General features: G+C 73.1%; 28 protein-coding genes, 1 pseudogene and 1 riboswitch. Of the genes and pseudogenes, 13 read left to right on the top strand and 16 right to left on the bottom strand.

Annotated elements, in window-relative coordinates; genetic code table 11:
• Nucleotides 1-65: 65 nt before the first annotated feature.
• On the bottom strand, nt 66-785 hold the full coding sequence (locus tag OG764_RS03735; RefSeq protein WP_328966928.1) for a sensor domain-containing protein: 720 nt from the start codon (nt 783-785) through the stop codon (nt 66-68).
• 654 nt (nt 786-1,439) lie between these two features.
• Here OG764_RS03735 and OG764_RS03730 point away from each other — a divergent pair.
• Nucleotides 1,440-5,360, top strand: coding sequence for a non-ribosomal peptide synthetase (locus tag OG764_RS03730; protein WP_328966927.1), 3,921 nt, complete (start codon nt 1,440-1,442; stop codon nt 5,358-5,360).
• Nucleotides 5,361-5,388: 28 nt separating this feature from the next.
• Here the strand turns inward: OG764_RS03730 and OG764_RS03725 are convergent, their stop codons facing one another.
• Together OG764_RS03725 and OG764_RS03720 are read right to left on the bottom strand one after the other, a co-directional pair.
• Nucleotides 5,389-5,601, bottom strand: coding sequence for a hypothetical protein (locus OG764_RS03725; protein WP_328966926.1), 213 nt, complete (start codon nt 5,599-5,601; stop codon nt 5,389-5,391).
• 170 nt (nt 5,602-5,771) lie between these two features.
• On the bottom strand, nt 5,772-6,200 hold the full coding sequence (locus tag OG764_RS03720; RefSeq protein WP_328966925.1) for a helix-turn-helix transcriptional regulator: 429 nt from the start codon (nt 6,198-6,200) through the stop codon (nt 5,772-5,774).
• Nucleotides 6,201-6,374: 174 nt separating this feature from the next.
• On the opposite strand from OG764_RS03720, the gene OG764_RS03715 reads away from it, so the two are divergent.
• The 6 genes from OG764_RS03715 (at nt 6,375) to OG764_RS03690 (ending at nt 10,860) form a co-directional block, all read left to right on the top strand.
• Complete coding sequence (locus tag OG764_RS03715; RefSeq protein ID WP_328966924.1) at nt 6,375-7,367, top strand: SigB/SigF/SigG family RNA polymerase sigma factor; 993 nt, start codon at nt 6,375-6,377, stop codon at nt 7,365-7,367.
• Between the two features lie 85 nt (nt 7,368-7,452).
• Nucleotides 7,453-8,271: a DUF1206 domain-containing protein gene (locus tag OG764_RS03710; protein WP_328966923.1), complete on the top strand. Its 819-nt coding sequence runs from the start codon at nt 7,453-7,455 to the stop codon at nt 8,269-8,271.
• Between the two features lie 88 nt (nt 8,272-8,359).
• Entirely contained in the window at nt 8,360-8,641 is a 282-nt protein-coding gene (locus tag OG764_RS03705) for a WhiB family transcriptional regulator (protein WP_328966922.1), read from the top strand.
• A 140-nt stretch (nt 8,642-8,781) separates the two neighbouring features.
• A riboswitch (guanidine-III (ykkC-III) riboswitch) is annotated at nt 8,782-8,844 on the top strand.
• Between the two features lie 79 nt (nt 8,845-8,923).
• Nucleotides 8,924-9,370, top strand: a complete 447-nt coding sequence (locus OG764_RS03700) for an Ohr family peroxiredoxin (protein ID WP_328966921.1) — start codon at nt 8,924-8,926, stop codon at nt 9,368-9,370.
• Nucleotides 9,363-9,815 (top strand): hypothetical protein, encoded by a 453-nt coding sequence (locus OG764_RS03695; RefSeq protein ID WP_328966920.1) that lies wholly within the window; start codon nt 9,363-9,365, stop codon nt 9,813-9,815. The genes OG764_RS03700 and OG764_RS03695 overlap by 8 nt, the downstream gene beginning before the upstream one ends.
• 208 nt (nt 9,816-10,023) lie before the next feature.
• Nucleotides 10,024-10,860, top strand: coding sequence for an SDR family NAD(P)-dependent oxidoreductase (locus OG764_RS03690; RefSeq protein WP_328966919.1), 837 nt, complete (start codon nt 10,024-10,026; stop codon nt 10,858-10,860).
• A 67-nt stretch (nt 10,861-10,927) separates the two neighbouring features.
• Here the strand turns inward: OG764_RS03690 and OG764_RS03685 are convergent, their stop codons facing one another.
• From OG764_RS03685 to OG764_RS03675, 3 genes are read right to left on the bottom strand one after another with little or no spacing between them, the layout of a single operon-like run.
• Nucleotides 10,928-11,281, bottom strand: a complete 354-nt coding sequence (locus OG764_RS03685) for a UBP-type zinc finger domain-containing protein (protein ID WP_328966918.1) — start codon at nt 11,279-11,281, stop codon at nt 10,928-10,930.
• On the bottom strand, nt 11,281-12,807 hold the full coding sequence (locus OG764_RS03680; RefSeq protein ID WP_328966917.1) for an ATP-binding protein: 1,527 nt from the start codon (nt 12,805-12,807) through the stop codon (nt 11,281-11,283). The genes OG764_RS03685 and OG764_RS03680 overlap by 1 nt, the downstream gene beginning before the upstream one ends.
• On the bottom strand, nt 12,804-14,498 hold the full coding sequence (locus OG764_RS03675; protein ID WP_328966916.1) for an FAD-dependent oxidoreductase: 1,695 nt from the start codon (nt 14,496-14,498) through the stop codon (nt 12,804-12,806). The genes OG764_RS03680 and OG764_RS03675 overlap by 4 nt, the downstream gene beginning before the upstream one ends.
• Nucleotides 14,499-14,733: 235 nt before the next feature.
• Between OG764_RS03675 and OG764_RS03670 the strand changes: the two genes are divergently transcribed.
• Nucleotides 14,734-17,175: a bifunctional serine/threonine-protein kinase/ABC transporter substrate-binding protein gene (locus OG764_RS03670; RefSeq protein ID WP_328966915.1), complete on the top strand. Its 2,442-nt coding sequence runs from the start codon at nt 14,734-14,736 to the stop codon at nt 17,173-17,175.
• Between the two features lie 7 nt (nt 17,176-17,182).
• Here the strand turns inward: OG764_RS03670 and OG764_RS03665 are convergent, their stop codons facing one another.
• Nucleotides 17,183-18,427 (bottom strand): serine hydrolase domain-containing protein, encoded by a 1,245-nt coding sequence (locus OG764_RS03665; protein ID WP_328966914.1) that lies wholly within the window; start codon nt 18,425-18,427, stop codon nt 17,183-17,185.
• Nucleotides 18,428-18,972: 545 nt separating this feature from the next.
• Between OG764_RS03665 and OG764_RS03660 the strand changes: the two genes are divergently transcribed.
• The 3 genes from OG764_RS03660 (at nt 18,973) to OG764_RS03650 (ending at nt 20,918) form a co-directional block, all read left to right on the top strand.
• Nucleotides 18,973-19,425 (top strand): VanZ family protein, encoded by a 453-nt coding sequence (locus OG764_RS03660; protein ID WP_328966913.1) that lies wholly within the window; start codon nt 18,973-18,975, stop codon nt 19,423-19,425.
• A gap of 135 nt (nt 19,426-19,560) precedes the next feature.
• A complete protein-coding gene (locus tag OG764_RS03655; RefSeq protein WP_328966912.1) occupies nt 19,561-20,334 on the top strand; it encodes an aminotransferase class IV family protein in 774 nt (257 codons plus the stop codon).
• 290 nt (nt 20,335-20,624) lie between these two features.
• The gene (locus OG764_RS03650) at nt 20,625-20,918 is read left to right on the top strand and encodes a hypothetical protein (RefSeq protein ID WP_328966911.1); all 294 of its coding nucleotides are present in this window, start codon (nt 20,625-20,627) and stop codon (nt 20,916-20,918) included.
• Nucleotides 20,919-21,043: 125 nt separating this feature from the next.
• On the opposite strand, the gene rpsR is transcribed toward OG764_RS03650, so the two are convergent.
• The 7 genes from rpsR to rpmB all read right to left on the bottom strand — a co-directional run bounded on the left by rpsR (nt 21,044) and on the right by rpmB (nt 24,092).
• On the bottom strand, nt 21,044-21,280 hold the full coding sequence (gene rpsR, locus OG764_RS03645; RefSeq protein ID WP_328966910.1) for a 30S ribosomal protein S18: 237 nt from the start codon (nt 21,278-21,280) through the stop codon (nt 21,044-21,046).
• 127 nt (nt 21,281-21,407) lie between these two features.
• On the bottom strand, nt 21,408-22,520 hold the full coding sequence (locus tag OG764_RS03640; protein WP_328972864.1) for a CobW family GTP-binding protein: 1,113 nt from the start codon (nt 22,518-22,520) through the stop codon (nt 21,408-21,410).
• Nucleotides 22,521-22,546: 26 nt separating this feature from the next.
• Nucleotides 22,547-22,795 (bottom strand): type B 50S ribosomal protein L31, encoded by a 249-nt coding sequence (locus tag OG764_RS03635; RefSeq protein WP_328966909.1) that lies wholly within the window; start codon nt 22,793-22,795, stop codon nt 22,547-22,549.
• A 64-nt stretch (nt 22,796-22,859) separates the two neighbouring features.
• Nucleotides 22,860-23,024, bottom strand: coding sequence for a 50S ribosomal protein L33 (rpmG, locus tag OG764_RS03630; protein WP_007267663.1), 165 nt, complete (start codon nt 23,022-23,024; stop codon nt 22,860-22,862).
• Nucleotides 23,025-23,140: 116 nt separating this feature from the next.
• Nucleotides 23,141-23,311, bottom strand: coding sequence for a 50S ribosomal protein L32 (rpmF, locus tag OG764_RS03625; RefSeq protein ID WP_328966908.1), 171 nt, complete (start codon nt 23,309-23,311; stop codon nt 23,141-23,143).
• Between the two features lie 236 nt (nt 23,312-23,547).
• Nucleotides 23,548-23,853 carry a 30S ribosomal protein S14 gene (rpsN, locus tag OG764_RS03620; RefSeq protein WP_328966907.1) on the bottom strand — a complete coding sequence of 102 codons (306 nt, stop codon included), beginning with the start codon at nt 23,851-23,853 and terminating at the stop codon, nt 23,548-23,550.
• On the bottom strand, nt 23,853-24,092 hold the full coding sequence (gene rpmB, locus OG764_RS03615; protein ID WP_328972863.1) for a 50S ribosomal protein L28: 240 nt from the start codon (nt 24,090-24,092) through the stop codon (nt 23,853-23,855). Before rpmB ends, rpsN begins: the two co-directional genes overlap by 1 nt.
• 80 nt (nt 24,093-24,172) lie before the next feature.
• Between rpmB and OG764_RS03610 the strand changes: the two are divergent.
• Nucleotides 24,173-24,493, top strand: a pseudogene (locus OG764_RS03610) (protein kinase domain-containing protein); the annotation flags it as partial.
• On the opposite strand, the gene OG764_RS03605 reads toward OG764_RS03610, so the two are convergent.
• Nucleotides 24,415-24,600, bottom strand: coding sequence for a hypothetical protein (locus OG764_RS03605; protein ID WP_328973300.1), 186 nt, complete (start codon nt 24,598-24,600; stop codon nt 24,415-24,417). The pseudogene OG764_RS03610 and the gene OG764_RS03605 sit on opposite strands and share 79 nt — an antisense overlap.
• A 250-nt stretch (nt 24,601-24,850) precedes the next feature.
• On the opposite strand from OG764_RS03605, the gene OG764_RS03600 reads away from it, so the two are divergent.
• Nucleotides 24,851-25,111 (top strand): hypothetical protein, encoded by a 261-nt coding sequence (locus tag OG764_RS03600; RefSeq protein ID WP_328966906.1) that lies wholly within the window; start codon nt 24,851-24,853, stop codon nt 25,109-25,111.
• A 66-nt stretch (nt 25,112-25,177) separates the two neighbouring features.
• Here OG764_RS03600 and OG764_RS03595 read toward each other — a convergent pair whose 3' ends face one another.
• Entirely contained in the window at nt 25,178-25,726 is a 549-nt protein-coding gene (locus OG764_RS03595) for a GNAT family N-acetyltransferase (protein WP_328966905.1), read from the bottom strand.
• Nucleotides 25,727-25,858 lie beyond the last annotated feature (132 nt).

Genomic DNA, 25,858 nt, shown 5'->3' with positions numbered 1-25,858 from the left:
CGGTTCCGCCCCGGGGTCGCCCGCCCGGGCGAGCGACCCCCGTCGAGCGGCCCCGGGCCGTGCCGTCAGCCCAGCTTCTTGAGCTGGGCCTCCATGAGGGCGGTCGGGAGCTCGGTCTTGCCGGAGAAGTTGATCGCGTGCAGGGTCACCAGGGTGTTGCCCTTGCGGATGACCACCAGCTTGGTCTGCGCGGACTCGCCGTCGAGCTTCCGGGACACGGTCGCCGCCACGGCCTCGTCGCCGCCCGTGACCGTGGCCGGGGCGAGCCCGGTGACCTCGTTCTTCTCGCCCTTGGCGGTCACGGTGAAGCCGCCCGCGCAGGCCTGGCCGGCGTTCTTGAGCTGCGCGACGGCCTGCTCGGCGCCATCGCCCTCGTACGAGGCGATGAGCACCGAGGTGGCCGTGACGGACAGCAGGTCGCCCGGCTTCGTGGGCTCGCCCGCCGCGACCCGGGCGGCCGACGCGGCCGCCGTACCGACGGGGAGCAGCATCATCGCGTCGCCGATGGGCTTGCACTCGGCCTTGTCGGTCACGATGTCGGAGCTCTTGATCACTTCCTTCGACTTCGTGATCTGGTGCTTGGGGACGTCGCCCTGCGCCAGCACGAGCTTCTCCAGCTCGGCCGATGTCAGCGCCTTCGCCGCCGGGGCGGACGAGCCGTCCTTGGACGGGCTCTTGGCCCCGTCCTTCGCGGCGGGCTCGTCCGAGCCGCAGGCGGTGGCCACCAGGGCCAGGCACACGGCGGACGCGGTCATGACAGAACGGCGGACGAGGGTCGTACGCATGGGCTGGATCTCCCCTAGGACTCACAAGACGGCAGCCCGGGCGCGCGACGATGGGAAGGCGCTCACGGAGAACTGCGGTGATCAACAATCTACGGTCGTCACGGGGTCGGTCCTGCGCGAAAAGACCTTGGTGGGGAGATCGTGATTGCGGTGAGACCCGAGGGCGCCCCAATCGCAACACGGCCCCGTACAACCACAGAAGCCCCACAGCCACCAGTCACCAACCGGCCACCTGCGCTCCACATCGGAGCAGGCTGACGGCGGTGTCGCCGTCGTGGCCGCCGTCGTGGACGTGTCGTGGTCGTGGCCGTGGCCGTGGCCGTGGTCGCCGTTTCCGTCGAATTCCCGTGTCCCGGCGCCGGGACACCTCGCCCCACCGCCTACGTCCCGACCACCGAGGCCGCCGGCCGTGCTGCGCCTGTTTACCCCACCCGCCCCGGGCCCATGCCCTGCCGCTGCCGCTGCCGTACTTGTCTGGACATCACGCGCTATCGATACGTTAACTGCCTTCAGGGGGCTCCCTTCTGCTGCCCTCGCAGGGCGAGTGGAGGGCGGCCCGACACAGCCGCGAACCCCCTCGCCGACACCGCACCCGTCATCTGGGGGATGATCCCATTGCGTCCGTTAGGCGTTTCCGTCGCTCACGAAAGCCTCATGCCGGCCCGGCAGCGCGGCTCCGCCGATACGCCCGGCTTCGATACGCCCGGCTTCGATGCGTCCGGCTTCGAGCGGACCGGCGTCGAGCAGAGCGGCTTCGAGCACACCGGCCTGGAGCAGGTCGAGGTGGCGCTGGACGCGGCGGATGCCCGGGCTCTGCAACGCCGTGCCACCGAGCTCGGCGTGACCGTCAACACCCTGGTCCAGGGCGCCTGGGCGGTACTGCTCGCCGGGCTCACGGGCCGGGACGACGTGGTCTTCGGAGCCACCGTCTCCGGACGCCCGCCCGCCGTCGCCGGTGTCGAGTCGATGGTCGGCCTGTTCATCAACACCCTGCCGGTACGCGTACGGTGCGCCCCTGGCACCTCGTTCGCGCAGGTCCTGACCACGCTCCAGGAGCGGCAGGCCGCCCTGTTCGACCACCACCACTACAGCCTGTCCGCGATCCAGCAGGCCACCGGCCTCAAGGAACTCTTCGACACGCTCGTGGTGTTCGAGTCCTACCCGGTGGACGAGGACGAGGCCGCCGACGCGGCCACGGCGGCCGGGATCGCCATCACGGGCCTGCGCCCGTTCACCGGCACCCACTACACGCTCAGCCTGATGGCGGCTCTCGCCCCGCACCTGAGCCTGTCGCTCCAGTACCGGCCGTCCGCGCTCGACCGGGCCACGGTCGACCACATCGCCGCGTGCCTGCCCGACGTCCTGCGCCTGGTCCTGACCGCCGCCCACGAGCCGCTGGCCCGCGTCGACGTCCTGCCCCCGGCGGACCGCGACCACTTCCTCCGAGGCATCGGAGCCACCCAGGCAGAGGCTCAGACGCACACGCACACGCGGGCGCAGGCTCATGCTCATGCTCATGTCGAGGCTCACGCGCCTGCCCGGCCTCAGGCACAGGCCCCGACGGCGACGCTCCCCGAGCTCTTCGAGCGGCAGGCGGCGGCGACACCGGACGCGACCGCCCTCGTCTGCGACGGCGAAGCCCTCTCGTACGCGGAGCTCGACGCGCGCGCCGACCGCCTCGCCCGGGAACTGGCCGCCCACGGCGCCGGCCCGGAGACCGTGGTGGCCCTCGCGCTGCCGCGCTCGCCCGACCTGGTCGTCGCCCTGCTCGCGGTCCTCAAGGCGGGCGCCGCCTACCTGCCGATCGACCCCAAGTACCCGAGCGCACGCCTGGACTTCATCCTCGGCGACGCCGCCCCGGCCCTGATCCTCACCGACAGGGCGACGGCCGGCGTGCTGCCCGAAGCCACCGTCCCGGTCCTGTACCTGGGCGACCCCGACGCGCCCCGCGGGCCGGGCGCCGGCCCGGCCCCGGTCACCCCCGGCCGGCCGCCCGCGCCCGCCGGCGGCCGCCCGGACCCCCGCGCGCTGGCGTACGTGATGTACACCTCCGGCTCCACCGGCACCCCCAAGGGCGTCCTGCTCGACCACGCCACCCTCACCCACGGCATCCACCACCTCGCGCACCAGACCGGCATCCGAGCCGGTTCGCCCGTGCTGGCCTCCACCTCCATCAACTTCGACGTGTCCGTCTTCGAGACCTTCACCACCCTGTGCCACGGCGGCACCCTGGACCTCGCCCAGGACGTGCTCGAACTCGCCGAACGCGGCACCTGGAACGGCAGCCTCATCAGCACCGTGCCGTCCGCGTTCACCGAGCTCCTCGACCAGATCGCCCCCACCACCAGCGTCGACACCCTCGTCTTCGCGGGAGAGCACCTCCCTTCGACCCTCGTCCGGCGCGCGCGGAAGGCGTTCCCCGGCGTCCGGATCGTCAACGCCTACGGCCAGACGGAGTCCTTCTACGCCACCGCCTTCACCGCCGACGGCACCCGGAGCGGTGGGGGCAGCGCGCCCATCGGCACCCCGCTGCCCGGCATGCGCGCCTACGTGCTCGGTCCCTGGCTGAAGCCCGTTCCCGCCGGTGTCGTCGGCGAGTTGTACGTCGCGGGCCGCCTCGCCCGCGGCTATCTCGGCCGGTCGGCGCTGACCGCCGAACGCTTCGTCGCCGACCCCTACGGGCCGCCCGGCTCCCGGATGTACCGCACCGGCGACCTCGCCCGCCGCAACGGCGACGGGCAACTGGAGTACGCGGGACGCACCGACACCCAGATCAAGATCCGCGGCTTCCGCGTCGAACCCGGCGAGGTCGAGGCCGCCCTCGCCGCCCATCCCGCCGTGACCCGGGCCGCGGCCGTCGTGCGGGACGCGCCCACCGGGAAACAACTCGTGGCCTACACCACGGGGGAAGCCGTCGACGCCGGAGCGCTGCGCGCCTTCGTGGCGGCGCGGCTGCCCGACTTCATGGTCCCCTCGGCCTTCGTGGCCCTGGACCGGCTCCCGCTCACCCCCAACGGCAAGCTCGACCGCGCCGCGCTGCCCGCCCCGGACCCCACCACCGGCACCGGCGCGTACCGGGCCCCGCGCACGGCGCAGGAGGAGACCCTGTGCGCCCTGTTCGCGGAGGTGCTGGGCGCGGAACGGGTCGGCGTCGACGACGACTTCTTCGCCCTCGGCGGCCACTCCCTGCTGATCGTGCGGCTGCTCGCCCGCGTCGCCGCCGAACTCGGTGCCCGCATCGCCGTGCAGGACTTCCTCACCGCCCCGCGGCCCGCCGACCTCGCCGCCCTGCTCGCGGCCGGCGCGACGGGCCGCGCGTCCGGCGCGCCCTCGGTCGTGCCGCCGTCGGAGGCGCGGCTCGCGCCCGGCCTGCGGTTTCCGGACGCCGGCGGCTTCGCCGCACCCCCGCGCCACGTCCTGCTCACCGGCGCCACCGGATTCGTGGGAGCCTTCCTGCTCCGGGAACTCCTCGCGCAGACCGACGCCCAGGTGCACTGCCTGGTACGGGCCGACACGGAGCGGGCCGGGCGTGCCCGCCTGCACGCGGTATTGGACTCGTACGGCATCGACCTGGGCGTCGCCGCCGAGCGCGTGCGCCTCGTGCCCGGCGACCTCGCCCGCGAAGGCCTCGGCATCGACGCGGCGCACTGGCGCGGGCTGCGGGACGAGGTGGACACGATCGTCCACTCGGGCGCGTACGTGCACCACGTGTCGGCGTACGAGCGCCTGAAGGCGGCCAACGTCGAAGGCACGCGCACCCTGCTGCGGCTCGCGGCCGAGGGCCGGCCCAAGCGCTTCCACCACGTCTCCACGCTGGGCATCTTCGGCAGCGCGGCGACACCGAGGCTCCTCACCGAGGACTCCCCGGTCGAGGACGCGCGGCACGGCGCCGCCGACGGCTACCTCGCGAGCAAGTGGGTGGCCGACCTGATGGTCAAGGACGCCGTCGCCCGCGGTGCGTCCGCGCGGGTCTACCGGCTAGGCCGGATCTGGGCGGAGTCGGAGCGGGGCGCCATCAACCCGGACGACATGTTCTGCCGGCTGCTCCTCAGCTGCGCCGCCCTCGGCTGCTACCCGGAGGGCGACGCGCTGCGGGTCGACCTGCTGCCCGCCGACGTCGCGGCCCGCGCGCTGGTGGCCCTCGCCCTGGCGGGGGAGGGCCCGGAACCGGCCGCCGTGCACCACCTCCAGCACCCCCGGCAGACCGGTGTGGGCGCGTTCCTGCGGGTCTTCGACGCGTGGCGCGGGACGCGGTCGGAACCGGTCGGGCTCGACGTGTGGCTGCGCCGCCTCAGGCGGGCGAGCGAAGAGGGGCGCGACCTGCCGTTCCTGCCGTACCTGGACATGTTCCAGCAGCACGTCGAGGCCTCGGAGCACGCGCCGCGAGCCGCGGACGCGGCGGACGCCTCGGATGCCGGGGATGCCGGGGATGTCGAGGGCCTCCCGGCCGACACCTACCGCAACGACCGGACCGTGCGCGCCCTGGAACGGCTCGGCGTGGCCCTGCCCGATGTCGACGAGCGGATGATCCGGGACTTCTGGCAGCACCTGGAAGCAGTCGGAGAGCTCGACTGACACCCGGCCCGGCCCCGGCCGGACCGCCTCAGGTCCGGTCGCGGGTCTCGTCGATCACCGGGAGGGCGGGGACGCGGCGGCGGCGCAGGACGCTGCGGTAGACGCCGAGTCCGAGCAGTCCGGCGAGCATCATGATCACGCCCGCCACATCGAGGTTGACGTTGTCCACGTGCCAGTCGCTCGCGAAGGTGAGCACGGCCCCCACCACGATCAGGGCGATGCAACCGCTTATGCCGGCCATGAGTGTTGCCTCCTCGTCGGATGCGTCGTCTCTGGCCGCGCGGCTACCCCGGATGCCCCGGGCGAAACGGTTCGGCCCGGCGGAACCGGTTCGCGGACAAGGGCGTTGGGCCGCGCGGGAAGGCCGGACGCCGCCCCCGCCGCGACCGTGCGGAGCCAACGGGCCCCGCGCTAGCGGGCGTTGTCAGACCCGTGGCCGGCGTCCTCGGGTCCGGGGCCCTCGGGTCCGGCGTCTTCGGCTCCGTCGTCTTCGGGTCCGGCGTACGGCGCCTCGCCGTCCGTGCGTGGCGGAGCCGTAAGCGGCGCGGCGAGGTAGGCGAGGAGCCCGGTGATCTCGCGCCCGGACTCCGCGGGGTGGCGGAAGCGTGCCCCGGGCGCGATCTCGTAGCGGTTGCGCCGGCCGTCGCGCATCCGGGTGAGGTAGCCGTCCGCCTGCAGGTCCGTGACGATCGCCTGGACCGTGCGCTCCGTGAGGTCGCAGACCGCCGCGATGTCGCGCAGCCGGACACCCGGGTCGCGCGCGATCGCGATCAGGACCCGGGCGTGGTTCGTCAGGAACGTCCAGTTGCTCCGGCGCGATCCGGTGTGCTCAGTTTCCACGGCGCCATTCTTGAGTGCTGACTCGCGAAAGACAAATCCAGAACTGCTTTTCCGGTATCCCTTGACGTGTGTCCGTCATCCAGGCAGGGTGCAGGGCATGCGGAACCACTACTCCGCATGTCCACAGCGATCGCGCAACGCGCCGCAAGCATCCGTGCCCAAGGAGCGAAGACGATGTTTTCCACCGCCCCGACCGAGACGACCGACCAGGCCACGATCCCGGCCGCGACCTACGCGGAGACCGGAGCGGACACCGGAGCGGAGACCGAGGCCGGTCTCCCCGCGCGGGAGGTCGCACTCCCGACCCGCACCGCCGACACGCCCGCGCTGAGCGGGCTGCCGGACGTGCGCTGCCCCCGGGAACTGGCCCCCCGCGACGCCCGGCAGCTGACCCGGCTGTTCTTCGAACGGCTCCACAGCCTCGAAGAGGGCACCCGCGAGTACCAGTACGTACGCAACACACTGATCGAAATGAACATCTCGCTGGTGAACTTCGCCGCCCGCGGGTTCCGCAACCGCCCCGGCGGCCCGGAGAACGAGGACATCGTTCAGGTCGGCATCATCGGTCTGATCAAGGCGATCAACCGGTACGACCCGGACCGCAACACCCAGTTCACGACGCTCGCCCTGCCCTACATCACCGGCGAGATCAAACGCCACTTCCGGGACACCGCCTGGGCCGTACGGGTGCCCCGCCGCCTGCAGGAACTGCGCGTGGAACTGGCGAAGGCCACCGAGGAACTCACCGCCCTCCTCGACCACGCCCCCACCCACGCGGAACTGGCCGCGCGCCTGGACATCACCGAGGACGAGGTCCGCCAGGGCCTGGTGGCGGCCAACGGGTACTCGGCCCAGTCCCTCGACACCCCGCACGGCTCCGCCGGCGACGGCGCCCAGGCCGCAGCGGCCACCGATTCGGCGCACAGCCTCGCCGAGACCCTCGGTGACACCGACCCCGCCCTGGAAGCCGTCGAGGACTGGCACGCGCTGGCGCCGCTCCTGGCCGGCCTGGACGAACGCTCCAGCCGCGTCCTGCGGCTCCGCTTCGGCCAGGAGATGACCCAGGCGGAGATCGGCGCCGAGCTGGGCCTCTCCCAGATGCACGTCTCCCGCATCCTCTCCCGCACCCTGCGCGACCTGCGCGCACAGCTGCTGTCCGACGAGTGACGGGCCCACGGCCGCCCGGCCGGTGCATGGCTCGGGCCTCCGCGGGCAGGCGCGCAGCATGAGACGCGCAGGCGAGGGAGGGTCCATGGGGGCGTCCACAGGCAGGGGCCGGCAGCACCGCGGCACCCGTGACGTGGTGGCCGTGGCCGGCCGGTGCGGGCTGGCCACGCGCGGGGTGCTGTACGTGCTGGTGGGTGCGCTGGCGCTGCAGATCGCGTTCGGGGACACCGGAGAGGCCGCCGACCGTGCGGGCGCGCTCGACACGCTCGCCGACAGTGCGTCGGGACGGCTGCTCGTGTGGGCCGTCGGCATCGGTCTGGTGGCGATGGCGCTGTGGCGGCTGTCGGAAGCCGTCTTCGGCGCCGCCGGAGCCGACGGCCGCAAGCTCACCAAGCGCGCCGGGTCCGCCGCCCGCGCCGTCTTCTACGGCGTGATCGCCTTCTCGACGCTGTCCTTCGCCGCGGGGCACGGCGCCAACCGCTCCAGCGACGAGCAGTCGCGGGACGTGACGGCGAAGCTCCTGGACGTGCCGGCGGGCCAATGGCTCGTGGCCGCCGCGGGCATCGGCATCGCCATCGGCGGCATCGCGATCATGGTGGGCGCGGCCCGGCTCTCCTTCCGCGAGGACATGGACACCGGGCATCTGCCCGAGCGCGTTCGCCGGGGCGTGGACGTGCTGGGCGTCGTGGGCGGGATCGCGCGCGGCGCCGTGTTCACGACCGCCGGCGGATTCCTCGTCTACGCGTCCGTGTCGTACGACCCGGACAAGGCCAAGGGCGTGGACGACACGCTCCGCACCTTCGCGCAGACCTCCGCCGGACCCTGGCTGCTGGTCGCCGTCGCGATCGGACTGCTGCTGTTCGGCCTGTTCTCGTGGGCCCAGGCGGCCTGGCGGCGCGTGTGAGCACGAAACAGCACGAATAAGCACGAGAGACACGCACGAACAAGCACGAGAGACACGAAAGAGAACGAGAGAGGAGAGGAGTCGACACATGTCGAACGTGTCACGGCTGCCGGGCACGGCGGAGCACCACTGGATGTGGCAGGAGCGCGCCGCGTGTCGCAATCTCGGCACGGACAGGTTCTTCCACCCGGCGGGGGAGCGCGCCGAGGACCGCTCGGTCCGCGACGAGGCGGCCAAGCAGGTCTGCGCACTGTGTCCGGTACGGACCGAGTGCCTGCGACACGCACTGCGCGTGCAGGAGCCCTACGGGGTGTGGGGCGGCCTGACCCAGGAGGAGCGGCGCGCCCTGTCGATGCGCGCGGCGGGCTGAGCCGACCGCACCCAGCGCCGAGCGCCCAGCGCCGCGCACCGGCCGCCGGTCCGCCGCCCGCGTGCCGCGGTCCCCGGGCGGGTGAGGAGGCTCACCGGCGGGCCCGGTCCCGGCGGCCCGGCTTGGTTGCTAGATTGTCCGGCGGCCCGGTCCCGAGGCCCCGGACGAGATGCGCCGTACCCGGTTACGCACGACGACGCGCCAGGCACCGTCCCACCGGCAGTGCCGAAGCGCTGTCCGGCCCCGGGCAGTGTTCCCTCGTCGCACAGATGGGCTGCACACATGACCGTGCCCCTCACCAGCACCCTCTACCGGACCACCGCGCACGCCGACGGCGGCCGTACCGGATCGGTCGTCACCGACGACGGCCGGCTCGACGTCCGGCTGGCGCCGCCGCGCAAGAAGGTGCCGGGCACCACCAACCCCGAGCAGCTGTTCGCGGCGGGATTCGCCGCCTGCTTCACATCGGCGCTGGCCGAGGTCGCCGCCGAGTTCGGGGCGGACGCCGCAGCCGCGCGCGTCGCCTGCGAGGTCCGGCTCGGCACCACGGACACCCCCGCCGGCTACGGCCTCGCGGTCGGTCTCACCGTTTCCCTCCCGGGGTGGCGCCCGGCGGACCTGCTGCCCCTGCTCCACCGGGCGGACGAGGTCTGCCCCTACTCGCAGGCGGTACGGGGAAACATCGAGCTGTCCCTGTCGGCCGTGGAAGACACCGCAGCCGATGACTGAGCCGGCCGTCGGCCCGGAGAGCGCCCCGGTGGCGGGCGGGCCGGGCATTCCGGTGCCCGACCGGGGCGCTTGGCTGCGGCGCGGGATCAGCCGGAACGGCGGACCCCTGGTCGAGGACCGCGAGGTGGTGTGGCTCCAGGCCGGACCGTACTTCGCCGACAGCCGGGGCTTCGCCGGCGTCACGTCCTTCGACGGTTCCCGGGTGCGCTTCCACCACCTCACGGGAGAGCCCGGCGAGGACACGGGCACCTTCCGCCGCGAGGGCGCGAACCTCGTCGAGTGGGGCACCAACACCGACGGCAGCACGTTCCTGGAGGTCTGGACCCCGCTGCCCGTCGACGACGACGCCACCGGCTCCTGGTCCGGTACGGACCACCACGTGGTGCGGGTCGGCCGGCACCTGGTCCACGTGGATTCCCGGGCGGGCACGTACTGGCGGATGTGACCGGCGCGGCGCTTCCGAGCACCTCCCGCTAGCCGCTACCCCGAGCCCGCCCGCGGCTGCTCCCGGGCCGGTCCCGCGCGCTGGGCTTGCGCCGGTCCGTGCGTCCGCGCGCCCCCGCGCGGGGGATGGCCGTGGCCGGATCCGACCCCGACGATGAGCGGTCACGATCGGATGGTCGTACGAGCGTTTCGGACGTCATGGGGGAACGATGGGCAGACGCTGGCTGATCACGGGCTGCTCCTCCGGTCTCGGGCACGCGCTGGCCGCCGCGGCGGCCGGCGCGGGGCACGAACTGGTGGTCACCGCCCGGAAGACCGCCGACCTGGAGGAGCTGGCCGCCGCGTGGCCCGGCCGGATCGTCCCCGTCCCGCTGGAGCTGCGGGACGCGGGCTCCTGTGAGGAGGCCGTCCGGACGGCCGTCGACCGCCTCGGCGGCGTCGACATCCTCGTGAACAACGCCGCGGTCGGACTGTTCGGTGCGGTCGAGGAGGTCTCCGACGCCGAGCTGCGCGACCAGCTGGAGACCTTGGTCGTGGGCCCGTGGCGGCTGACCCGGCTGGTCCTGCCGCTGATGCGGGCCCAGGGACACGGCCACGTCGTCAACGTGTCCTCCGTCGCCGGCCGGATGGCCTTCCCGGGCCTGGCCGCGTACATCGCCGGGAAGCACGCCCTCGAAGGGATGAGCCAGGCCCTCGCCGCCGAGGCCGCCCCGCACAACATCCGCGTCACCGTCCTCGAACCGGGCATGTTCGCCACGCGCTACGGCACCTCCATGGCCGAAGCCCGCCACCGGGTCCCGGCGTACGACGTCACCAACCGCGAGATGCTCGAAGGCGCACGCGGCCTGGCGGACCACCCGGAGACCGGCCGCCCCGAGGACTTCGCGGCTCGGGTCCTCGACATCGTCGACGCCGGCCCGTCGGCGCCCGTGCGGATCCCGGTCGGCGACGACGCCTACGGCTACCTCGACGTGGCCGAAGAGGCGTCCCGCGCCGAACTCGCCGCCGCCCGGACCCTCGTACAGGGCCCGCCGCCCGTCGCCTGACGGCCCCGGCACCAGGCCCTCCGGACCGACGCCGGCGGCCCGACGCCGTGGCCGCGCGGGCGTTGCCTCAGCGGTGGATCCGGTTCGGCCAGTCCGCGGGGACGCGGCCGGCCGGACCGGGGGCGGGCTGGTCGGCCGGGTGGTCGGTCGGCGGGGCCAGCGCGGGTCCGGCGTCGTACGCGGCGTCGGTGGCGTAGTTCCAGAACCACTCCTCGCCCGGCTCGAAGCTCTGCACCAGCGGATGTCCGGTGGACTTCCAGTGCGCGGTGGCGTGCTGGGCCGGCGAGGAGTCGCAGCAGCCGACGTGGCCGCACTGGGCGCAGCGCCGCAGGTGGAACCACCAGCCGCCCACCGCGTCGCACTCCCCGCAGCCGGCGCCGCTGGGCGGGGCGCTCGGGTCGATCCCGTCGATCTCGGTCATCAGGTCTCCTCGGCGGCGTCGGTCTTCGTCTCGGTTACAGGTTCGGGTTCGGGTTCGGCCTGTGCTCCGGGCTCCGCGCCGCCATCGGCGCCGGTGTCGGGCGCGGTCAGCGGCAGCAGCACCTGGAACCGGGTGTCGCCCGGGACGGACTCGACGAGCAGGCTCCCGTGATGCTTGTCGACGACGATCCGCCAGGAGATGTCGAGGCCGAGACCGGTGCCCTCACCGACCGGTTTGGTGGTGAAGAACGGGTCGAAGATGCGGTTGCGGATGGCCTCGGGCACGCCGGGGCCGGTGTCGCGGAACTCCACGAGCAGCCGGTCGCCCTCCCGGGCCGTACGGACCGTCAGGGTGCCGTCGCCGCCGGTGCTCCCGATGGCGGCCACCGCGTTGTCGATGAGGTTGGTCCACACCTGGTTGAGCTCCGCCGGGTAGGCGGGCACGTCCGGGAGGGAGCGGTCGTAGTCCTTGACCACCCGCACGCCGGGGCCGATCTTGCCGGACAGCATCAGCAGCGTGCTGTCGAGCAGTCCGTGGATGTCGACGTCGCGGTGAGGGGCCCGGTCGAGCTGCGCGTACTGCTTGGCCGCGTCCACCAGGTGCGAGATGCGGGCCGTGGCGTCGCCGATCTCGTCCATCAGCAGCTCGGTCTCGACCGTGTAGTTGAGCCAGCCGACGGCCCCCGGCAGGACGTCCTCGGCGACGGTCGCCGCGACCTGCTCCAGCCAGTCCGTGTCCAGACCCGCCTGGACGAAGGTGGGCGCGATCCGCCAGCCCTCCGGGATGCCGTGGTCCTCCAGCCAGTCGGCCAGCGCGTCCTCCCGGTCCGATGCCTCCAGAGGGCTCAACACCGGGGCCTTGGCGACGCGTTCGGCGGTGCGCTCCTGGATCTCGATCAGTTCGCCGAGGGCCTCCCGCGAGTAGGGGCCCTTCGCGATGTGCGCCAACTTGTGCCGCATCTTGCCGACCCGCTCGCGCAGCGCCTCGGTGGCGCGCACGGCGGCGGCCGCCGGGTTGTTGAGCTCGTGGGTGAGACCGGCGGACAACGAGCCGAGCGCCAGCAGGCGTTCACGCTGTCCGACGGCCCGCTGGGTGTTCTGGGAGCCGAAGAAGAGCCCCTCCAGCAGGTGCGCCGCCATAGGGAACCACTCCCGCATGACGTCCGCGAACGACTGCGCCGGCAGGACGAAGAACCGGGTGGGCTCGGTCACCCGCATGGAGTTGACGTACGTCTGCGGCACCCGGTCACCCAGGTACGCCTGCATGGCGCCCGCGTACACGCCGCGCTGCGAGGTGCGGCTGACCTCCACGTCGTCGCCGCCGACCCGGCGGTACAGCACGACGGTCCCCTCGATCATCACGTAGAAGCAGGTGGCCGGTTCGCCCTCGGTGTAGACCGGACCGGGGTCGAAGCGCTGCTCCCGCCCCTCGGCGCACAGTCGCCCGAGCTGCTCCGGGGAGAGCTTCTCGAAGAGGAACAGCGAGCCGATCTCCTGCGGGTCGCAGGGCGTGACCTGCGCGTTCACGACTGCTCCAGGTAGCGGTGGACGAGCATCACGGCCATGGCCCCCTCGCCTACGGCGGACGCGACGCGCTTGGCGGACTGGGCGCGCGCGTCGCCCGCCACGAACACGCCGGGAACGCTGGTTTCCAAATGGTAGGGCGGCCGGTCCAGCTCCCATGCGGCCGGCGGCCGGCCGTCCGGTGTGAGGTCCGGTCCGGCCAGGATGAAGCCGTGTTCGTCGCGCAGCACGGTCCCCTCCAGCCAGTCGGTGAGCGGGGCGGCACCGATGAAGACGAACACCCACTGGGCGTCCACGACTTCGGTGGCGCCGGCCGATCCGTCCGATCCGGCCGAGGCGTCCCGGAGGGTCAGCTGCTCCAGGTGGTCCGTGCCGTGGGCCGCCTCCAGCACCGTCCCGAGCCGCACGGTGATGTTCGGCGTCTCCTCGATCTGCTGGATCAGGTAGTACGACATCGACGTGGTGAGGGACGCCCCGCGCACCAGCAGCGTCACCGACTTCGCGCCCCGCGCCAGGTACACCGCCGCCTGCCCGGCGGAGTTCGCGCCGCCGACGACGTACACGTCCTGGCCCTCGCAGGACGACGCCTCGGTGAGGGAGGAGCCGTAGTACACGCCGCGCCCGGTCAGGTCCGCGCAGCCCGGCGCCCGCAGCTGCCGGTACGACACGCCCGTCGCCAGGATGACGCTGTGCGCGGCGACCGCGGACCCGTCGGAGAACCGCACGACCCGTGCCGGACCGCCGACCTCCAGTCCCGTGACCTCCCGGGCGGTGAGGATCTCCGCGCCGAACCGGCCGGCCTGGCGGCGGGCGCGGTCGATGAGCTGCGCGCCGGACACGCCGTCCGGGAAGCCGAGGTAGTTCTCGATGCGGGAGCTCTGGCCGGCCTGCCCACCGGTCGCGGACCGCTCGACCAGTACGGTCCGCAGCCCCTCGGAGGCCCCGTACACCGCGGCGCCGAGGCCGGCCGGTCCGCCGCCGATGACGACGAGGTCGTAGAACTCGGCGGTGGGCGTGGTCGCGAGCCCCACGCGGGCGGCCAGCTCGGGCGCCTCCGGCTCGATCAGCACGGTGCAGTCCGGTGTGATCACCACCGGCAGCCGGCGGCCGTCGGTCCCCGCGGCCTCCAGCAGTCGCCGTCCCTCGGGCTCGTCGGAGGAGTACCAGCGGTACGGCACCTGGTTGCGGGCCAGGAATTCGCGGACCCGCGAGGAGCCGGCCGACCAGCGGTGCCCCACCACTTTGGTGGCGGGCACCGGCCGGTAGTCGCCGGTCCGCCAGACCGCGAGGAGATCGTCCAGGACCGGGTACAGCTTCTCCTCCGGCGGGTCCCACGGCTTGAGCAGGTAGTGGTCGAGGTCGACGACGTTGATCGCGTCGATGGCCGCGTCGGTGTCGGCGTACGCGGTCAGCAGGACGCGCCGCGCCCCCGGGTACACGCCGAGGGCCTGCTCCAGGAACTCGATGCCGTTCATCCGGGGCATGCGGTAGTCGGCGAGGATCACGGCGACCAGGTCGCCGCGCAGCTTCAGCTCGTGCAGTGCCTCCAGCGCGGACTCGCCCGATTCGGCGCGCACGATCCGGTACTCGCCGCCGTAGTGGCGCCGCAGGTCGCGGGCGATGGCCCGGGAGACTCCCGGGTCGTCGTCCACCGTCAGGATGACGGTCCGCGTCGCGTCGGTGGCCTGTGCCATGCTTCTCCGCCCTGCGTGCTCCGGACGGCCGGCACGTCGAGCTGCCCGCGCCGGCTCCCGCCCATCGTATGTTCGATCCCGCCGCCCCGCCCCGGGACGTGGCGCCCTGCGATGCCACGTGGCGGAACGCGGCGGAGCGTGCGCTCGGGGTGACGCGGCGGGCTGCTGGGTCGGGGTACGTGATCAGGCCACCGTTCCGTCACCTGATCGGCTCAGCACGCCCTAGAGTGTCCGCGTGACCGAGCACGACTTCGAACTCATCGCCGGCCGGTACCGGCTGGTCGAACGCATCGGCCAGGGCGGCATGGGCCGCGTCTGGCGGGGCGTCGACCAGCAGCTCTTCGACCGCGAGGTCGCCATCAAGGAGATCCTCTTCCCGCCGGGGCTCGACGACGGCGACCGCGCCACGCTGGTCGGGCGCTTCACCGGCGAGGCCCGCGCGGCGGTCACTCTCAGCCATCCCGGCATCATCACCATCCACGACGTCGTGGAGCACCGTGGTGCCCCCGTGATCGTCATGGAGTTCATCCGGGGCGAGTCCCTCGCCGCGGCCATCCACCGGCAGGGCCGGCTGCCCGTGCGGAGGGTGGCGGAGATCGGCTCCGCGATGCTCGACGCGCTCGCGGAGGCGCACGACGCGCGGATCGTCCACCGCGACATCAAGCCGGACAACGTGCTCCTGACCAAGGACCGCGTCGTCCTCACCGACTTCGGCATCGCCCATCTCGCCGACGCCACGACCAAGCTCAGTCACAGCGGGATCGTCATCGGCACCCCGCAGTACATGCCGCCGGAGCAGCTGGAGGGCAAGCGCCCGACGCCCGCCAACGACCTGTGGGCGCTCGGCGCCACCCTCTACCACGCCGTCGAGGGGCACCCGCCGTTCGAGGCCGAGGGGCTCCACGCCCTCGCCGTGGCCGTCTTCACCCGCCCCCACCGGCCGCCGGTCCACGCCGGCCCGCTGGCGCCGCTGCTGGACGCGCTCCTCACCAAGGACCCGGCCCGACGGGTCGGCGCCGCCGAGGCCGCCGAGCTGCTGGCGGCCGCGATGCGGGACTCCCGCGCCGGGACGGACCGAGCTACGACCGCCGACGGGCTGCGGCCCGGGACGGACGGAGCCGCGACCGCCGACGGGCTGCGGCCCGGGACGGATGGAGCCGCGACCGCCGACGGGCTGCCGCCCGTACCGCCCGTACCGTCCGTGCCGCCCCCGCCGTCCGTGCCGCCCCCGCCGTCCGTGCCGACGCCGACGGTCCCGGACTCCGTGGCCACCCCCGGCGCCGCCCACCGCCAACCCGTTCCGGACCGGCCGACCGCGCCACCCGCCCCCGTACCCGTGCCCACCCCCGTGCCCGACCCCGTCCCCACGGCCGAGGACCTGGTCTCGCTCGGCCGGACTCGCCAGGAGGGGAGCGCCGAAGGGGGATCCGGGCGTCGGCGCGCCCTCACCCGGCGCTCCGCCGTCCTCGGCGTCGCCGTGGCCACGCTCGCGGCCGGCTCCCTCCTGACGTGGACCCTCACCCGTGACGAAGAGCCCGGCGGCCGGGCGGCCGGCGGTGGTTCGGCGGCTTCCGCCGTCACCGTGGTGATCGGGGTGGACGCGCCGCTCAGCGGCGACCTGTCCGCGATGGGCCTCGGCATCAAGAACTCCGCCGAGCTGGCGGCCCAGACCGCCAACCGGACCCGGCACGTACCGGGCGTGAAGTTCGAGATCGAGCCCCTGGACGACGAGGCCGCTCCCGCGAAGGGCGGGCCGAACGCCGCTCGGTTCATCGCCGACGAGCGGGTCCTGGGCATCGTCGGGCCCCTCACCTCCGGCGTCGCCCGGACCATGGCGGCGCCTCTGGGACAGGCGGGCCTGGTCAACGTGTCACCGGCCAACACCGACCCGGTGCTGACGCTCGGGCCGAACTGGGCCGACGGCGCCAAGTCCCGCCCGTACCGCACCTACTTCCGCACCGTCGCCACGGACGTCGACCAGGGACCGTTCGCCGCCCGGTACCTCCACGAGCAGGCCGGGAAGACGAAGCTCTACGTCGTCGACGACGCCAGCGCCTACGGGACCGGTCTCGCCGCCGGGTTCAAGGCCGAGTTCACGAAGCTCGGCGGGTCCGTCGTCGGCACGGAGCAGGTCGATCCCGCGGAGAGCGCCTTCGCGGGCCTCGCCGCGAGGGTCCGCGGCTCCGGAGCCGACGCCGTGTACTTCGGCGGGTACTACACCACCGCCGGGCCGCTCTCCCGGCAGCTCAAGCAAGCGGGCGTGAACGTGCCGCTGATGGGCGGCGACGGCATCTTCGACCAGCAGTTCCTCACGGCCGGCCCGAAGGTCGAGGGCGACCTCGCCACCAACATCGGTATGCCCGCCGAAAGCCTGCCGGGGGGCGCGGACTTCCTCGCGCGGTACCGGGAGGCGGGGTACCGGGACGCGGCCGGCGCGTACGGCCCCTACGCGTACGACGCGGCCTGGGCCGTCATCGAGGCGGTGAAGGCGCTCGCGGCGGCCCACGGCGGTACCCTTCCGCCGGCCGCCCGGGCGAAGATGCCGCAGGCCGTGGCGGGGCTGGCGTTCGACGGCGTCACCGGGCGCGTGGCCTTCGACGAGTACGGCGACACCGTCAACCGGCGGCTGACGGTGTACGCGGTGCGGGACGGCAGCTGGACGGCCGCGCAGAGCTGACGCGGGATCAGTTGATGCCGGGTGTCACCGGTTTGGGGCCGGGGTACACGTGCTCGGGGGTCACGACACGGGTGACGGCCTGGCCGAGGATCGCGCTCGGCTCCTTGCCTTCCGTGAGGACGTCGGTGTTGAGGAGGATGACCATGGTCGCCTTCGCCTCGGGCAGGTACACGACCAGGCTTTCGTACCCGGGGTTCGAACCGTCGTGCCCGATCCAGCCGTTGACGTCGAAGATGCCCAGGCCGTAGCTCGCCCCGGGGATGCCGATCGGCAGCATCTTCACGCGCTCGGCCTGGGTCGCGGGCGTGAGCAGCGTCCCCTCGGCCAGGATCCCGGCCCAGCGGCGCAGGTCCCGGAGGTCGGAGATGATGGCCCCGGCGGCCCAGCCCCAGGACGGATTGAGGTCGGTCGCGTCCTCGATGCTGCCGGACGTGGTCTGGGCGGTGTAGCCGTGCGCGTGCGGCGCGGGGAACTCCTCCCCGGTCGGGAAGATCGTGTGGCGCAGCCCGGCCGGTTCGAGGACCTCGTCCCGCATGACGTCCTGGAACGGCCGGCCGGTGACCTTCTCGATCGCCAGGCCGATCAGGATCAGGTTGGTGTTGGAGTAGTCGAACTTCGCGCCCGGCTCGAACTGCACCGGGTGGGTGTAGGCGTAGTCGAGCAACTGCTGTGGCGTGAACGGGCTGGTGGGGAGCGTGTCGAGCTTCTTGTTGAAGGCGTCGTCGTTGGCATAGTTGAACAACCCGCTGCGCATGCCCGCCAGTTGGCGAAGAGTGATGCGGTCACCGTTCGGAACGCCCGACACGTAGGTGCCGATGGTGTCGTCCAGGTTCATCTTCTTCTGGTCGACGAGCCGCAGCAGGGCCGTCACGGTGAACGTCTTGGTCTCGCTGCCGATGCGCATGTAGAGATCGGGGGTCATGGGCGCGCCGGTCTGCTTGTCGGCCACGCCGAACGCCTTCACGTAACTCCCCTTGCCCGGGGCCCACAGTCCCACGATGACACCCGGCACGTTCGCCTTGCGCATGGTCTCGCGTACGGCGTCGTCCAGCCGGGCCGCGACGGCCGGGGTCAACTCGGGGAACGCCGAGTCGTCGGCGGACGGGGAGGGCGCGGGGGACGGGGCGGCGAGCACGCTCTGCGCCGCCGGGGCCGCGGCGAACGCCGGACCCGCCACGGCAGGCACGGCCAACACGCTCGCTGCCGCCGCGAGCGCACAGGCCCGGCGCAAGGACATCCGGCTGGGTTTCATGGACTGCCCTCCTGCCTCGTGCCGTCCCGCAGCCCTGCCTGCCGTCCTGCCGCACAGGGGGCCTGGGGGTCAGGAGGGGCCAGGGCGACGCCACCATCGTAGGTCCGCACCCCGCCATCCGCGCGGCGAGCGAAGGGGCGCACCCGCTCCGCCGCCGACCGCTCCCCGGAGCGGCTCATGACGCCGCGTCGGCCCGGTCCCTCTCCGCTCACGCATGACCCATCGTCAGGAGCGCCCGCGTAAGGCCCCGTTCCCGGGGTAGGCGCGCAGACATGACATGGCGGCGGTGGTACGAGCGGCAGCGGAAGCGGCGACACGACGAGCAACCGGCGGAACGGGGCGTACCCGCCCCGGGGAGGGCCGTACCCGCCTCAGGGAGGCACGGGGACCCCGAACGCCCGGTCGTACCCGATTCCGGGAGGCACGAGGGCCCGGCGGACCCGGCGGTACCCGCTTCCGGTAGGGGCGGGGACCCGGAACGCCCGGCCGTACCCGATTCCGGGAGGCGCAGGGGACCGGCTCATCCGGCCGTCCGGGCGCTGGCCATGGTGGCCGCCTTCATCGGGACCGTCCTGTTCAGCATGGTCCTGACCCGGCTCACCATGGAACCGTCCGCCGCCTCGGCGGCCCTCGTGCACAGCAACGTCCACCCCGGCCGTTCGATCAGCGCCTACCTGCACGGCACGTCGACCATCGACGCGGTGCGCCAGCTCGGCGGCAACCTGCTGCTGGGCCTGCCGTTCGGGGTGCTCCTGCCCGTCCTGCTGCCCCCGGCCCGCGGGCTGCTGCGGGTCGCCGCCGTGACGGTCTGCCTGATGACCCTGGTGGAGCTCACCCAGGGCGCCCTCGTCACCGGACGCGTCTTCGACATCGACGACGTCATCCTGAACACGGCCGGAGCGCTCCTCGGGTACTTGCTGATCGGCCTGCGCCTGGGGCGGGCCGTACACCCCCGCCGCACCCACTGGTGGCACCGCCGGACCCACCGCCCCACCTGACCCCGTGCTGGCCCGTGGAGCCGGTCTTCCCGCACCCGACGCCCCGCGCCTCCTGCCCCTGACGGCCTGCGCCCGCCGGCCGTCGTCGAGCGACTGCGGGTCCGAGCGCCGTGATCGGGGTGGCACCCTGGCCGTATGGCGGAACTCAACGGAGAGCCGGTCGGGCTCGGCCAGCTCCAGAACCTGGCGCTGACCAACTACGGCCACTTCACGACCATGCGCGTCGACGACGGGCGGGTGCGCGGTCTGGCCCTGCACATGGAGCGGCTTCGGAGGGACTGCCGGACGCTCTTCGGCGTCGACCTCGACCCGCGGCGGGTGCGCGAGCTCGCCCGTCGCGCCGTGCCCGGAACGGGATCCACCACGGTCCGCGTCACGGTCTTCGACCCCGGCCTCGACCTCGGGCACCCGGCGACGGCGAAGGACCCGCACGTCCTGGTGACGTCGAGGCCGGCCGGGGAGCTCCCGCTCCCACCGCTGCGGGTACGTTCGGTGACGTACGCGCGTGACGTACCGGAAGTGAAGAGCGTCGGTCTCTTCGCGAGCCTGCACCACCGGCGCCAGGCCCAGCTCGGCGGCTTCGACGACGCGCTCTTCGTCGACGCGGCCGGCGGCATCTCGGAGGGCGGCACCTGGAACATCGGCTTCTTCGACGGCAGCCAGGTCGTCTGGCCGGACGCCGACAGTCTCGCCGGCGTCACGAGGGAACTGCTGAAGGACGCACATGGCCACGTGACGAGGCCGGTGCGGCTGAGCGAGCTGGCGACCGTGCGGGCGGCCTTCGCCACCAACGCGGCCATCGGCGTCCGCGCCGTCAGCCGCATCGACGGCGTCGACCTGCCGGAGTCCCACGAGATCATCGACACCCTGCGCACCGCGTACGCGGGGATCGGCGGCGACGTGTTGTAGCCCGCGCCGCCAGCGCCCGGCCCTGCCGCGCCGCCGCCCCGCACCCGACCGAAACCCGCCACTTCCGGGTGGCGGGACGCACCGTTGTCTTCTCACCGGCGCGGGGTCTGCGCCATGCTGGGCGGATGAGTGACACTCCTTGCCAGCCGTGTGCCGGCTCCGGGTTGACGGAGCACACCGAGCACTCGGTGGAGACGGACGAGAAGGGTCATCAGCGGCCCGTCGTCCGGCAGTGGACGGGTTCGTGCAACAACTGCCACGGGTCTGGGAAGGCCGGCTAGGAGGAGCGCATGCGCACCATCTATGTGTGTCTCGGGTGTGCCAACTTGTATCTGCCGCCGGAGGCGATGACCTATCCGTCGCTCGGCGTGGCGGCGAGCCCGGTGCACTGCTCGCTGCCGTCGTGCCGACGGGCGGTCGAGGAATCGCTCCAGGTGATGGGCGTCTCGGAGGACGTGGCGGCCCGGATGGCCCGGCGCGCCGCCGGGCTGGAGGGTCCGGTACGGATGGGCCGGCCCGGTCGGCTCGCGCGCGGCCGCCGGTCGGCCGCGGGCCCGGGCGCGACACGGGACAAGCTGCGCTGACCGCTGACCGCTGACCGCTGACCGCTGACCGCTGACCGCTGACCTGGGCCTTCTGACGGCGAACGGCGAACGCCCCCGCCACCGACAGGTGGCGGGGGTTCCGTGCTGCCCGAGGCCGCCGTCCGCTATCGGCCGGCGTACGGGAGCAGGGCCATCTCGCGGGCGTTCTTGATCGCCAGGGCGAGTTGACGCTGCTGCTGCGCCGTGACGCGGGTGACCCGCCGGCCGCGGATCTTGCCGCGGTCGGAGACGAACTTCCGCAGCAGATCGGTGTCTTTGTAGTCGATGTACGTGACGCCCGCCGTGTCCAGCGGGTTGGGACGGGACCTCAGCGGCGTGCCGGGGGAGGGACGGCGGGGCATGGGGGCTCCTCGGGGTAGGGGACTCGGGGGTGCGGGTGAGTCAGGGGCGGATGGGTCGTACGGGTTCTACGGGGCGCCCGGGTCGTCCAAGTAGCCCGGTTCGTCCAAGTCCTACGGGTCGTACGGGTCAGGACACGGGGTCGAGCAGCGGGGCGAAGGCGGCGGGGAGCTCCTTCCACGCCTCCCGCCCGGCCGTGTACTCCGCCTCGGTCAACAGGCATGACTCCAGGAGCTGTTCGATCCCGTCGCGGTCGAGGCCGGGAGAGGTGAAGACCAGGTGCTGGCAGCAGTCGCCGTGCTCGGGGTCCCAGTCGAGGGCCGCCGCGGCCCGGCGCATGGCGGGGACCAGCTCCCAGGCGGCGTCGGGGAGCGAGGCCAGCCAGGGTCCCGCGTTCTCCACGCACAGCGCGCCACCGGCGGCGTCCCAGGCGAGGAGGGTGTCGGGGCGGTCGGCGAGCCAGAACCGGCCGCGGCTGCGGGCCGCGGCGCAGGTCAGGTCTTCCAGGGCCTGGTAGAGCCGCTCGGGGTGGAACGGCCGGCGGCGCTGCCAGACCAGCGTGGCGACGCCGGCCTCGTCGGCGTCCTGGGGGAGCAGCGCGCATGCGGGATGCTGGGCGGCGGCGGCCGTCTCCACGTCGAAGCCGGCGAAGGCCAGGCGCGTGAGTTCGCTGGAACCGGTCGGGACTTGACGGGCCGTCGGGTGGAGTTGGGCGAGGAGGGCGCGGTCCTCGTCGTCGGCCTCCTCGCTGTCGGCGACGGCGAGGACCGGCGCGTATTCGAGCTGCCGGGCCCACGTGTCGCCGACGGTCCGCCGGTCGGTGGCTGCCGCGGCGAGTCCGGCTTCGGCGAGGTCGTCTCCGTTGCCGAGGCAGGGCAGCGCGAGGGCCGGGTCAACGGCCGTGATGACATTGGTGAGTTCGAGATTGTCACCGGAGTGGGCGGCGACGACTTCGGCCATCGCCCGGGGCTCGACCGAGTCCCAGAGTTCGACCACGGCCAGGCGGGTGAGCCCGCCGGCCGCCAGCCGTTCCAGCTCCGGGACGAGGTCCTCGCGCAGGGCGCAGCAGGCGCAGTCGTTGACGAGCGGAGTCTCGTCGGCGGATATCGCGCCCCCGGAATCGCGCAGCGTGCGCAGCACGGCGCCGCCGGCGGCCGCGGACAGGTCGTGGTGCAGGGCGATGCTGCCCGGCACCGCGCGCAGCAGGTGCTCGACGGTCTCCTTGCGGGCGTCGCGGTGCATGCCGCCGACGATCACGACGGGGAGGGTCACCTGCGACCTCCGTAGCGGCGCTCGAAGCGCTCGACGCGGCCGGCGGTGTCCAGGACGCGGGCGGTGCCGGTGTAGAAGGGGTGGCTCGCGGAGGAGATCTCGACGTCGATGACCGGGTAGGTGTTGCCGTCCTCCCACTCGACGGTCTTGTCGCCGGTGGCGGTCGAGCGGGTCAGGAAGGCGAAGTCGGCGGCCTTGTCGCGGAAGACGACCGGCCCGTAGGCGGGGTGGATTCCAGGCTTCATGGGGTGGGGCGGCTTTCTCTGGGGGTGTTCTCGGGGGGACGGCGCGCGCAGCGCCGGCCGGGGGTCAGCGCTCTTCGCGGAAGTCCACGTGGCGCCGCACCACCGGGTCGAACTTCCGCAGCACCATGCGGTCGGGGTCGTTCCGCCGGTTCTTGCGGGTGACGTACGTGTAGCCGGTGCCGGCGGTGGAGCGGAGCTTGATGATCGGGCGTACTTCGTTACGTGCCATGGCCTCGGCCTTCGATGACGGGAAGCGTGTTCAACGGCTGTACGGGTGTCCTGCACGGCGGGGCCGGGCCGGACGGTGACCGGCAGGGGAGTGCGCGTTCGGGCGGCTCCGCCGGATCAGTCCTCGGCGTGCAGCAGGCCCCGCTCGTACGCCCTCACCAGTCGCTGCGGAACCCGGTGCACGACCCCGTCCACCGTGACCGCGACGAGCTGCGGGGTCGTGGCCTTCCACTGGGCCCGGCGGTGGCGGGTGTTGCTGCGGGACATCTTCCGCTTGGGGACGGCCATCGGAATCTCCTGGGGTGTCGGTGCGTTCGGCGTGAGCCTACATGAAAACGACCATCATTTTCAATAGTGAGGGGATGGTGGGGCTCGGCGGCCTTCTGCGGGGCCGGCCTTCCGTGGGGTTGGTCGCCCCCGGGCCGGCTGCCCGAGAGGGCGGCCGCCTGCCGGTACGGCCCAAGCGCCCCGCCGGATCCGTGCGGCGGGGCGCTTGGGCCCGGGCGGAGCGTCGGCCGGGCGGGCTACCAGGAGGACTTGGTGACGCCCGGGAGGAAGCCGGCGTGGGCCTGCTGCCTGGCGCGCACGCGGGAGAGTCCGAACTTCCGCAAGTAGCCGCGCGGGCGGCCGTCCACCGCGTCGCGATTGCGCACGCGCGTGGCGCTGGCGTCGCGCGGCTGGCCGCGCAGCTCCGTCAGCGCGCCGCGCCGCTCGGCCTCGGTGGACGAGGGGCGGCGGGTGACCTCCTTCAGCTCGGCCCGCCGTGCGGAGTACCGCGCGACGACCTCCTTGCGCTTCTCGTTCCGCGCGATCTTGCTCTTCTTCGCCATCAGACCTTCACTCCCCGCGCCCGGATCCGCGCCACGGCGGCCTCGATGCCGATGGCGTCGACCGTCTTGATCGCCCTGGCGCTCAACGTCAGGCGGACGTGGCGCCCCTCGCCGGCGAGCCAGTAGCGCTTGCGCTGGATGTTCGGGTCGAAGCGCCGCGACGTGCGCCGGTGGGAGTGGGAGATCGAGTTGCCGAACCCCGGCTCGGCGCCGGTCAGTTGACAGCGGGCTGCGGACATGGCGATTCCTGCCTTTCTCTGCTGCTCCATATCGATAATGGAAACCATTTCCATATACTAGCCCCACGGATGCCACGGTGGCGCTGCGCGACATCCACCGGGCCGGGCTCGTCCACCGGGACCTCAAGCCCGGCAACATCCTGCTGGCTGACGACGGCCCGCGGGTCATCGACTTCGGCATCTCCCGCGCCGCCGACTCGGACGCCCTCACGCGGACGGGTGTGGTCATCGGGACCCCGCCGTTCACGGCGCCCGAACAGTTCCGTACGCCGAAGGAGACCGGCCGGGCCGCCGACGTGTTCGCGCTCGGTTCGGTGCTCGCCTACGCGGCGACGGGCCGCAGCCCGTTCGAGGCCGAGTCCGGGTACGCGATCGCCTGGAACGTCGTACACGAGCCGCCGCCACCGGGCCGGACGTCCTGTGCGAGGGAGAGGCGGGCGTCCTGCGGTTCGACGGCGCCACCGGCAAGGTCGGATCCCTGGCGGCCGGAGGCAGCGGCGACGGCCACGAACTCATGGGGGTCGCGCCCGCCACCGGCCTCGCGTACCTCATGCGGCGGGACACGCCGACAGGGGGCGAGGAGCGTCCTTCGGGCACGCTGCTCGCCGTGGACACGAGTACCGGGAAGTTCCGCTGGCAGCGGCGCCGCACGGACGCCACCTTCAGCGGGGCTTCCGTGATGGGGGGACACCCTGTTCACGGCGACCGGTGACACGGGCAGCGGGCTGCGCGCGCGGCACGCACGGTCCGGAGACACCTTGTGGACCCGGCAGTTCACCGCATACGACACCCTTCGGGTGGTCCCCGAGTCGAACGCGTTGCTCGTCGAGGGCTACGTGGGCGGCGACGACTCCGTACTGGGACCGGGACGCGAAATCTGGCGCAGTGCCCGGCGCAGGGACCCGCAGAAGACCGTGGCCTGCGACCCCGGCTTCTGGAACACGCTGATCGTGCAGGACGGCACGGTGTACAGCACCTCGTCGAGGGGCACGGTCTTCGCGCTCGCACCACCCCGGTAGACCGCCGGCCGCCGCGATCCGCGCGGTGGCACCGGCGCACGGCCTACGGTCCGCCGAGGTGGTGCGCTATGCCGTCGGAAGCGCGGCTGCGGGGATCTCGAAGACGAACACGATCCCGTCGGTCTCGTTGCCCTGCTCGCCGACGCGGGTGAAACCGAAGCCCGCGATGGTGGCCAGGGAGGCGGCGTTGTCGGACCTTATGCGGGCCCGCACGGTGCTGACGCCGGGCTCGGAGGCGGCCCTGACGAGGAGTGCCCTCAGCATGCTGCGGGCGTACCCCCGGCGGCGGTGGCCGGGCACGACCGTGAAGCCGACCTCGACCATGCCCGACTCGTCCGGCGGACCGTGGAACCCGGCGTCGCCGACGACCGTCCCGTCCGGCTCCGACACCGCTGCCCGCGTGAGCCAGGGCGCGGCGGACGGGTCCGCGGCGAGCTGCTTGGCGCGGTAGTCGAAGATCCAGCGGGCCCGGTCGCTGACGAAGTGCTCGTCGAGGGCGACCCCGGCCTCGGCGCTGCCGCCGGCGAGGTCGCCGTCGGCAAGCGCCCGCAGGGCCTTCGCGTTGAGCTCGACGAAGCGGATGCGTCGGGGGGCGCAGAGAGTTTCGTTGTTCATCGCGGAGATGTTCGCCCAGCCCAGCCGCCCTGTCCACCGCTTTACGGCCTCGGCGGACGTGCCGGCCGACCGCGGCCTGGGTACGCGCTAGGCCCGCCACCGCACCGCTTCGCCGCCCACGAGGGACATCGG

It is taken from the genome of Streptomyces sp. NBC_00239 (genome assembly GCF_036194065.1).
GTDB lineage: Bacteria > Actinomycetota > Actinomycetes > Streptomycetales > Streptomycetaceae > Streptomyces.
Note: the sequence above shows the minus strand (reverse complement) of the source record. Positions and strands in the feature narration are given on the sequence as shown.

What these genes read in the sequence shown, in the direction of transcription:
- rpmF (WP_328966908.1), bottom strand. Translation starts at nt 23,311, where the DNA reads ATGGCCGTCCCCAAGCGGAAGATGTCCCGCAGCAACACCCGCCACCGC.
- OG764_RS03705 (WP_328966922.1), top strand. Translation starts at nt 8,360, where the DNA reads ATGTCGAACGTGTCACGGCTGCCGGGCACGGCGGAGCACCACTGGATG.
- OG764_RS03695 (WP_328966920.1), top strand. Translation starts at nt 9,363, where the DNA reads ATGACTGAGCCGGCCGTCGGCCCGGAGAGCGCCCCGGTGGCGGGCGGG.
- OG764_RS03735 (WP_328966928.1), bottom strand. Translation starts at nt 785, where the DNA reads ATGCGTACGACCCTCGTCCGCCGTTCTGTCATGACCGCGTCCGCCGTG.
- OG764_RS03710 (WP_328966923.1), top strand. Translation starts at nt 7,453, where the DNA reads ATGGGGGCGTCCACAGGCAGGGGCCGGCAGCACCGCGGCACCCGTGAC.
- OG764_RS03595 (WP_328966905.1), bottom strand. Translation starts at nt 25,726, where the DNA reads ATGAACAACGAAACTCTCTGCGCCCCCCGACGCATCCGCTTCGTCGAG.
- OG764_RS03690 (WP_328966919.1), top strand. Translation starts at nt 10,024, where the DNA reads ATGGGCAGACGCTGGCTGATCACGGGCTGCTCCTCCGGTCTCGGGCAC.
- OG764_RS03635 (WP_328966909.1), bottom strand. Translation starts at nt 22,795, where the DNA reads ATGAAGCCTGGAATCCACCCCGCCTACGGGCCGGTCGTCTTCCGCGAC.
- OG764_RS03675 (WP_328966916.1), bottom strand. Translation starts at nt 14,498, where the DNA reads ATGGCACAGGCCACCGACGCGACGCGGACCGTCATCCTGACGGTGGAC.
- rpmG (WP_007267663.1), bottom strand. Translation starts at nt 23,024, where the DNA reads ATGGCACGTAACGAAGTACGCCCGATCATCAAGCTCCGCTCCACCGCC.
- rpmB (WP_328972863.1), bottom strand. Translation starts at nt 24,092, where the DNA reads ATGTCCGCAGCCCGCTGTCAACTGACCGGCGCCGAGCCGGGGTTCGGC.
- OG764_RS03665 (WP_328966914.1), bottom strand. Translation starts at nt 18,427, where the DNA reads ATGAAACCCAGCCGGATGTCCTTGCGCCGGGCCTGTGCGCTCGCGGCG.
- OG764_RS03650 (WP_328966911.1), top strand. Translation starts at nt 20,625, where the DNA reads ATGCGCACCATCTATGTGTGTCTCGGGTGTGCCAACTTGTATCTGCCG.
- OG764_RS03730 (WP_328966927.1), top strand. Translation starts at nt 1,440, where the DNA reads ATGCCGGCCCGGCAGCGCGGCTCCGCCGATACGCCCGGCTTCGATACG.
- OG764_RS03655 (WP_328966912.1), top strand. Translation starts at nt 19,561, where the DNA reads ATGGCGGAACTCAACGGAGAGCCGGTCGGGCTCGGCCAGCTCCAGAAC.
- OG764_RS03715 (WP_328966924.1), top strand. Translation starts at nt 6,375, where the DNA reads ATGTTTTCCACCGCCCCGACCGAGACGACCGACCAGGCCACGATCCCG.
- OG764_RS03685 (WP_328966918.1), bottom strand. Translation starts at nt 11,281, where the DNA reads ATGACCGAGATCGACGGGATCGACCCGAGCGCCCCGCCCAGCGGCGCC.
- OG764_RS03660 (WP_328966913.1), top strand. Translation starts at nt 18,973, where the DNA reads ATGGTGGCCGCCTTCATCGGGACCGTCCTGTTCAGCATGGTCCTGACC.
- OG764_RS03700 (WP_328966921.1), top strand. Translation starts at nt 8,924, where the DNA reads ATGACCGTGCCCCTCACCAGCACCCTCTACCGGACCACCGCGCACGCC.
- rpsR (WP_328966910.1), bottom strand. Translation starts at nt 21,280, where the DNA reads ATGCCCCGCCGTCCCTCCCCCGGCACGCCGCTGAGGTCCCGTCCCAAC.
- OG764_RS03640 (WP_328972864.1), bottom strand. Translation starts at nt 22,520, where the DNA reads ATGCACCGCGACGCCCGCAAGGAGACCGTCGAGCACCTGCTGCGCGCG.
- rpsN (WP_328966907.1), bottom strand. Translation starts at nt 23,853, where the DNA reads ATGGCGAAGAAGAGCAAGATCGCGCGGAACGAGAAGCGCAAGGAGGTC.
- OG764_RS03725 (WP_328966926.1), bottom strand. Translation starts at nt 5,601, where the DNA reads ATGGCCGGCATAAGCGGTTGCATCGCCCTGATCGTGGTGGGGGCCGTG.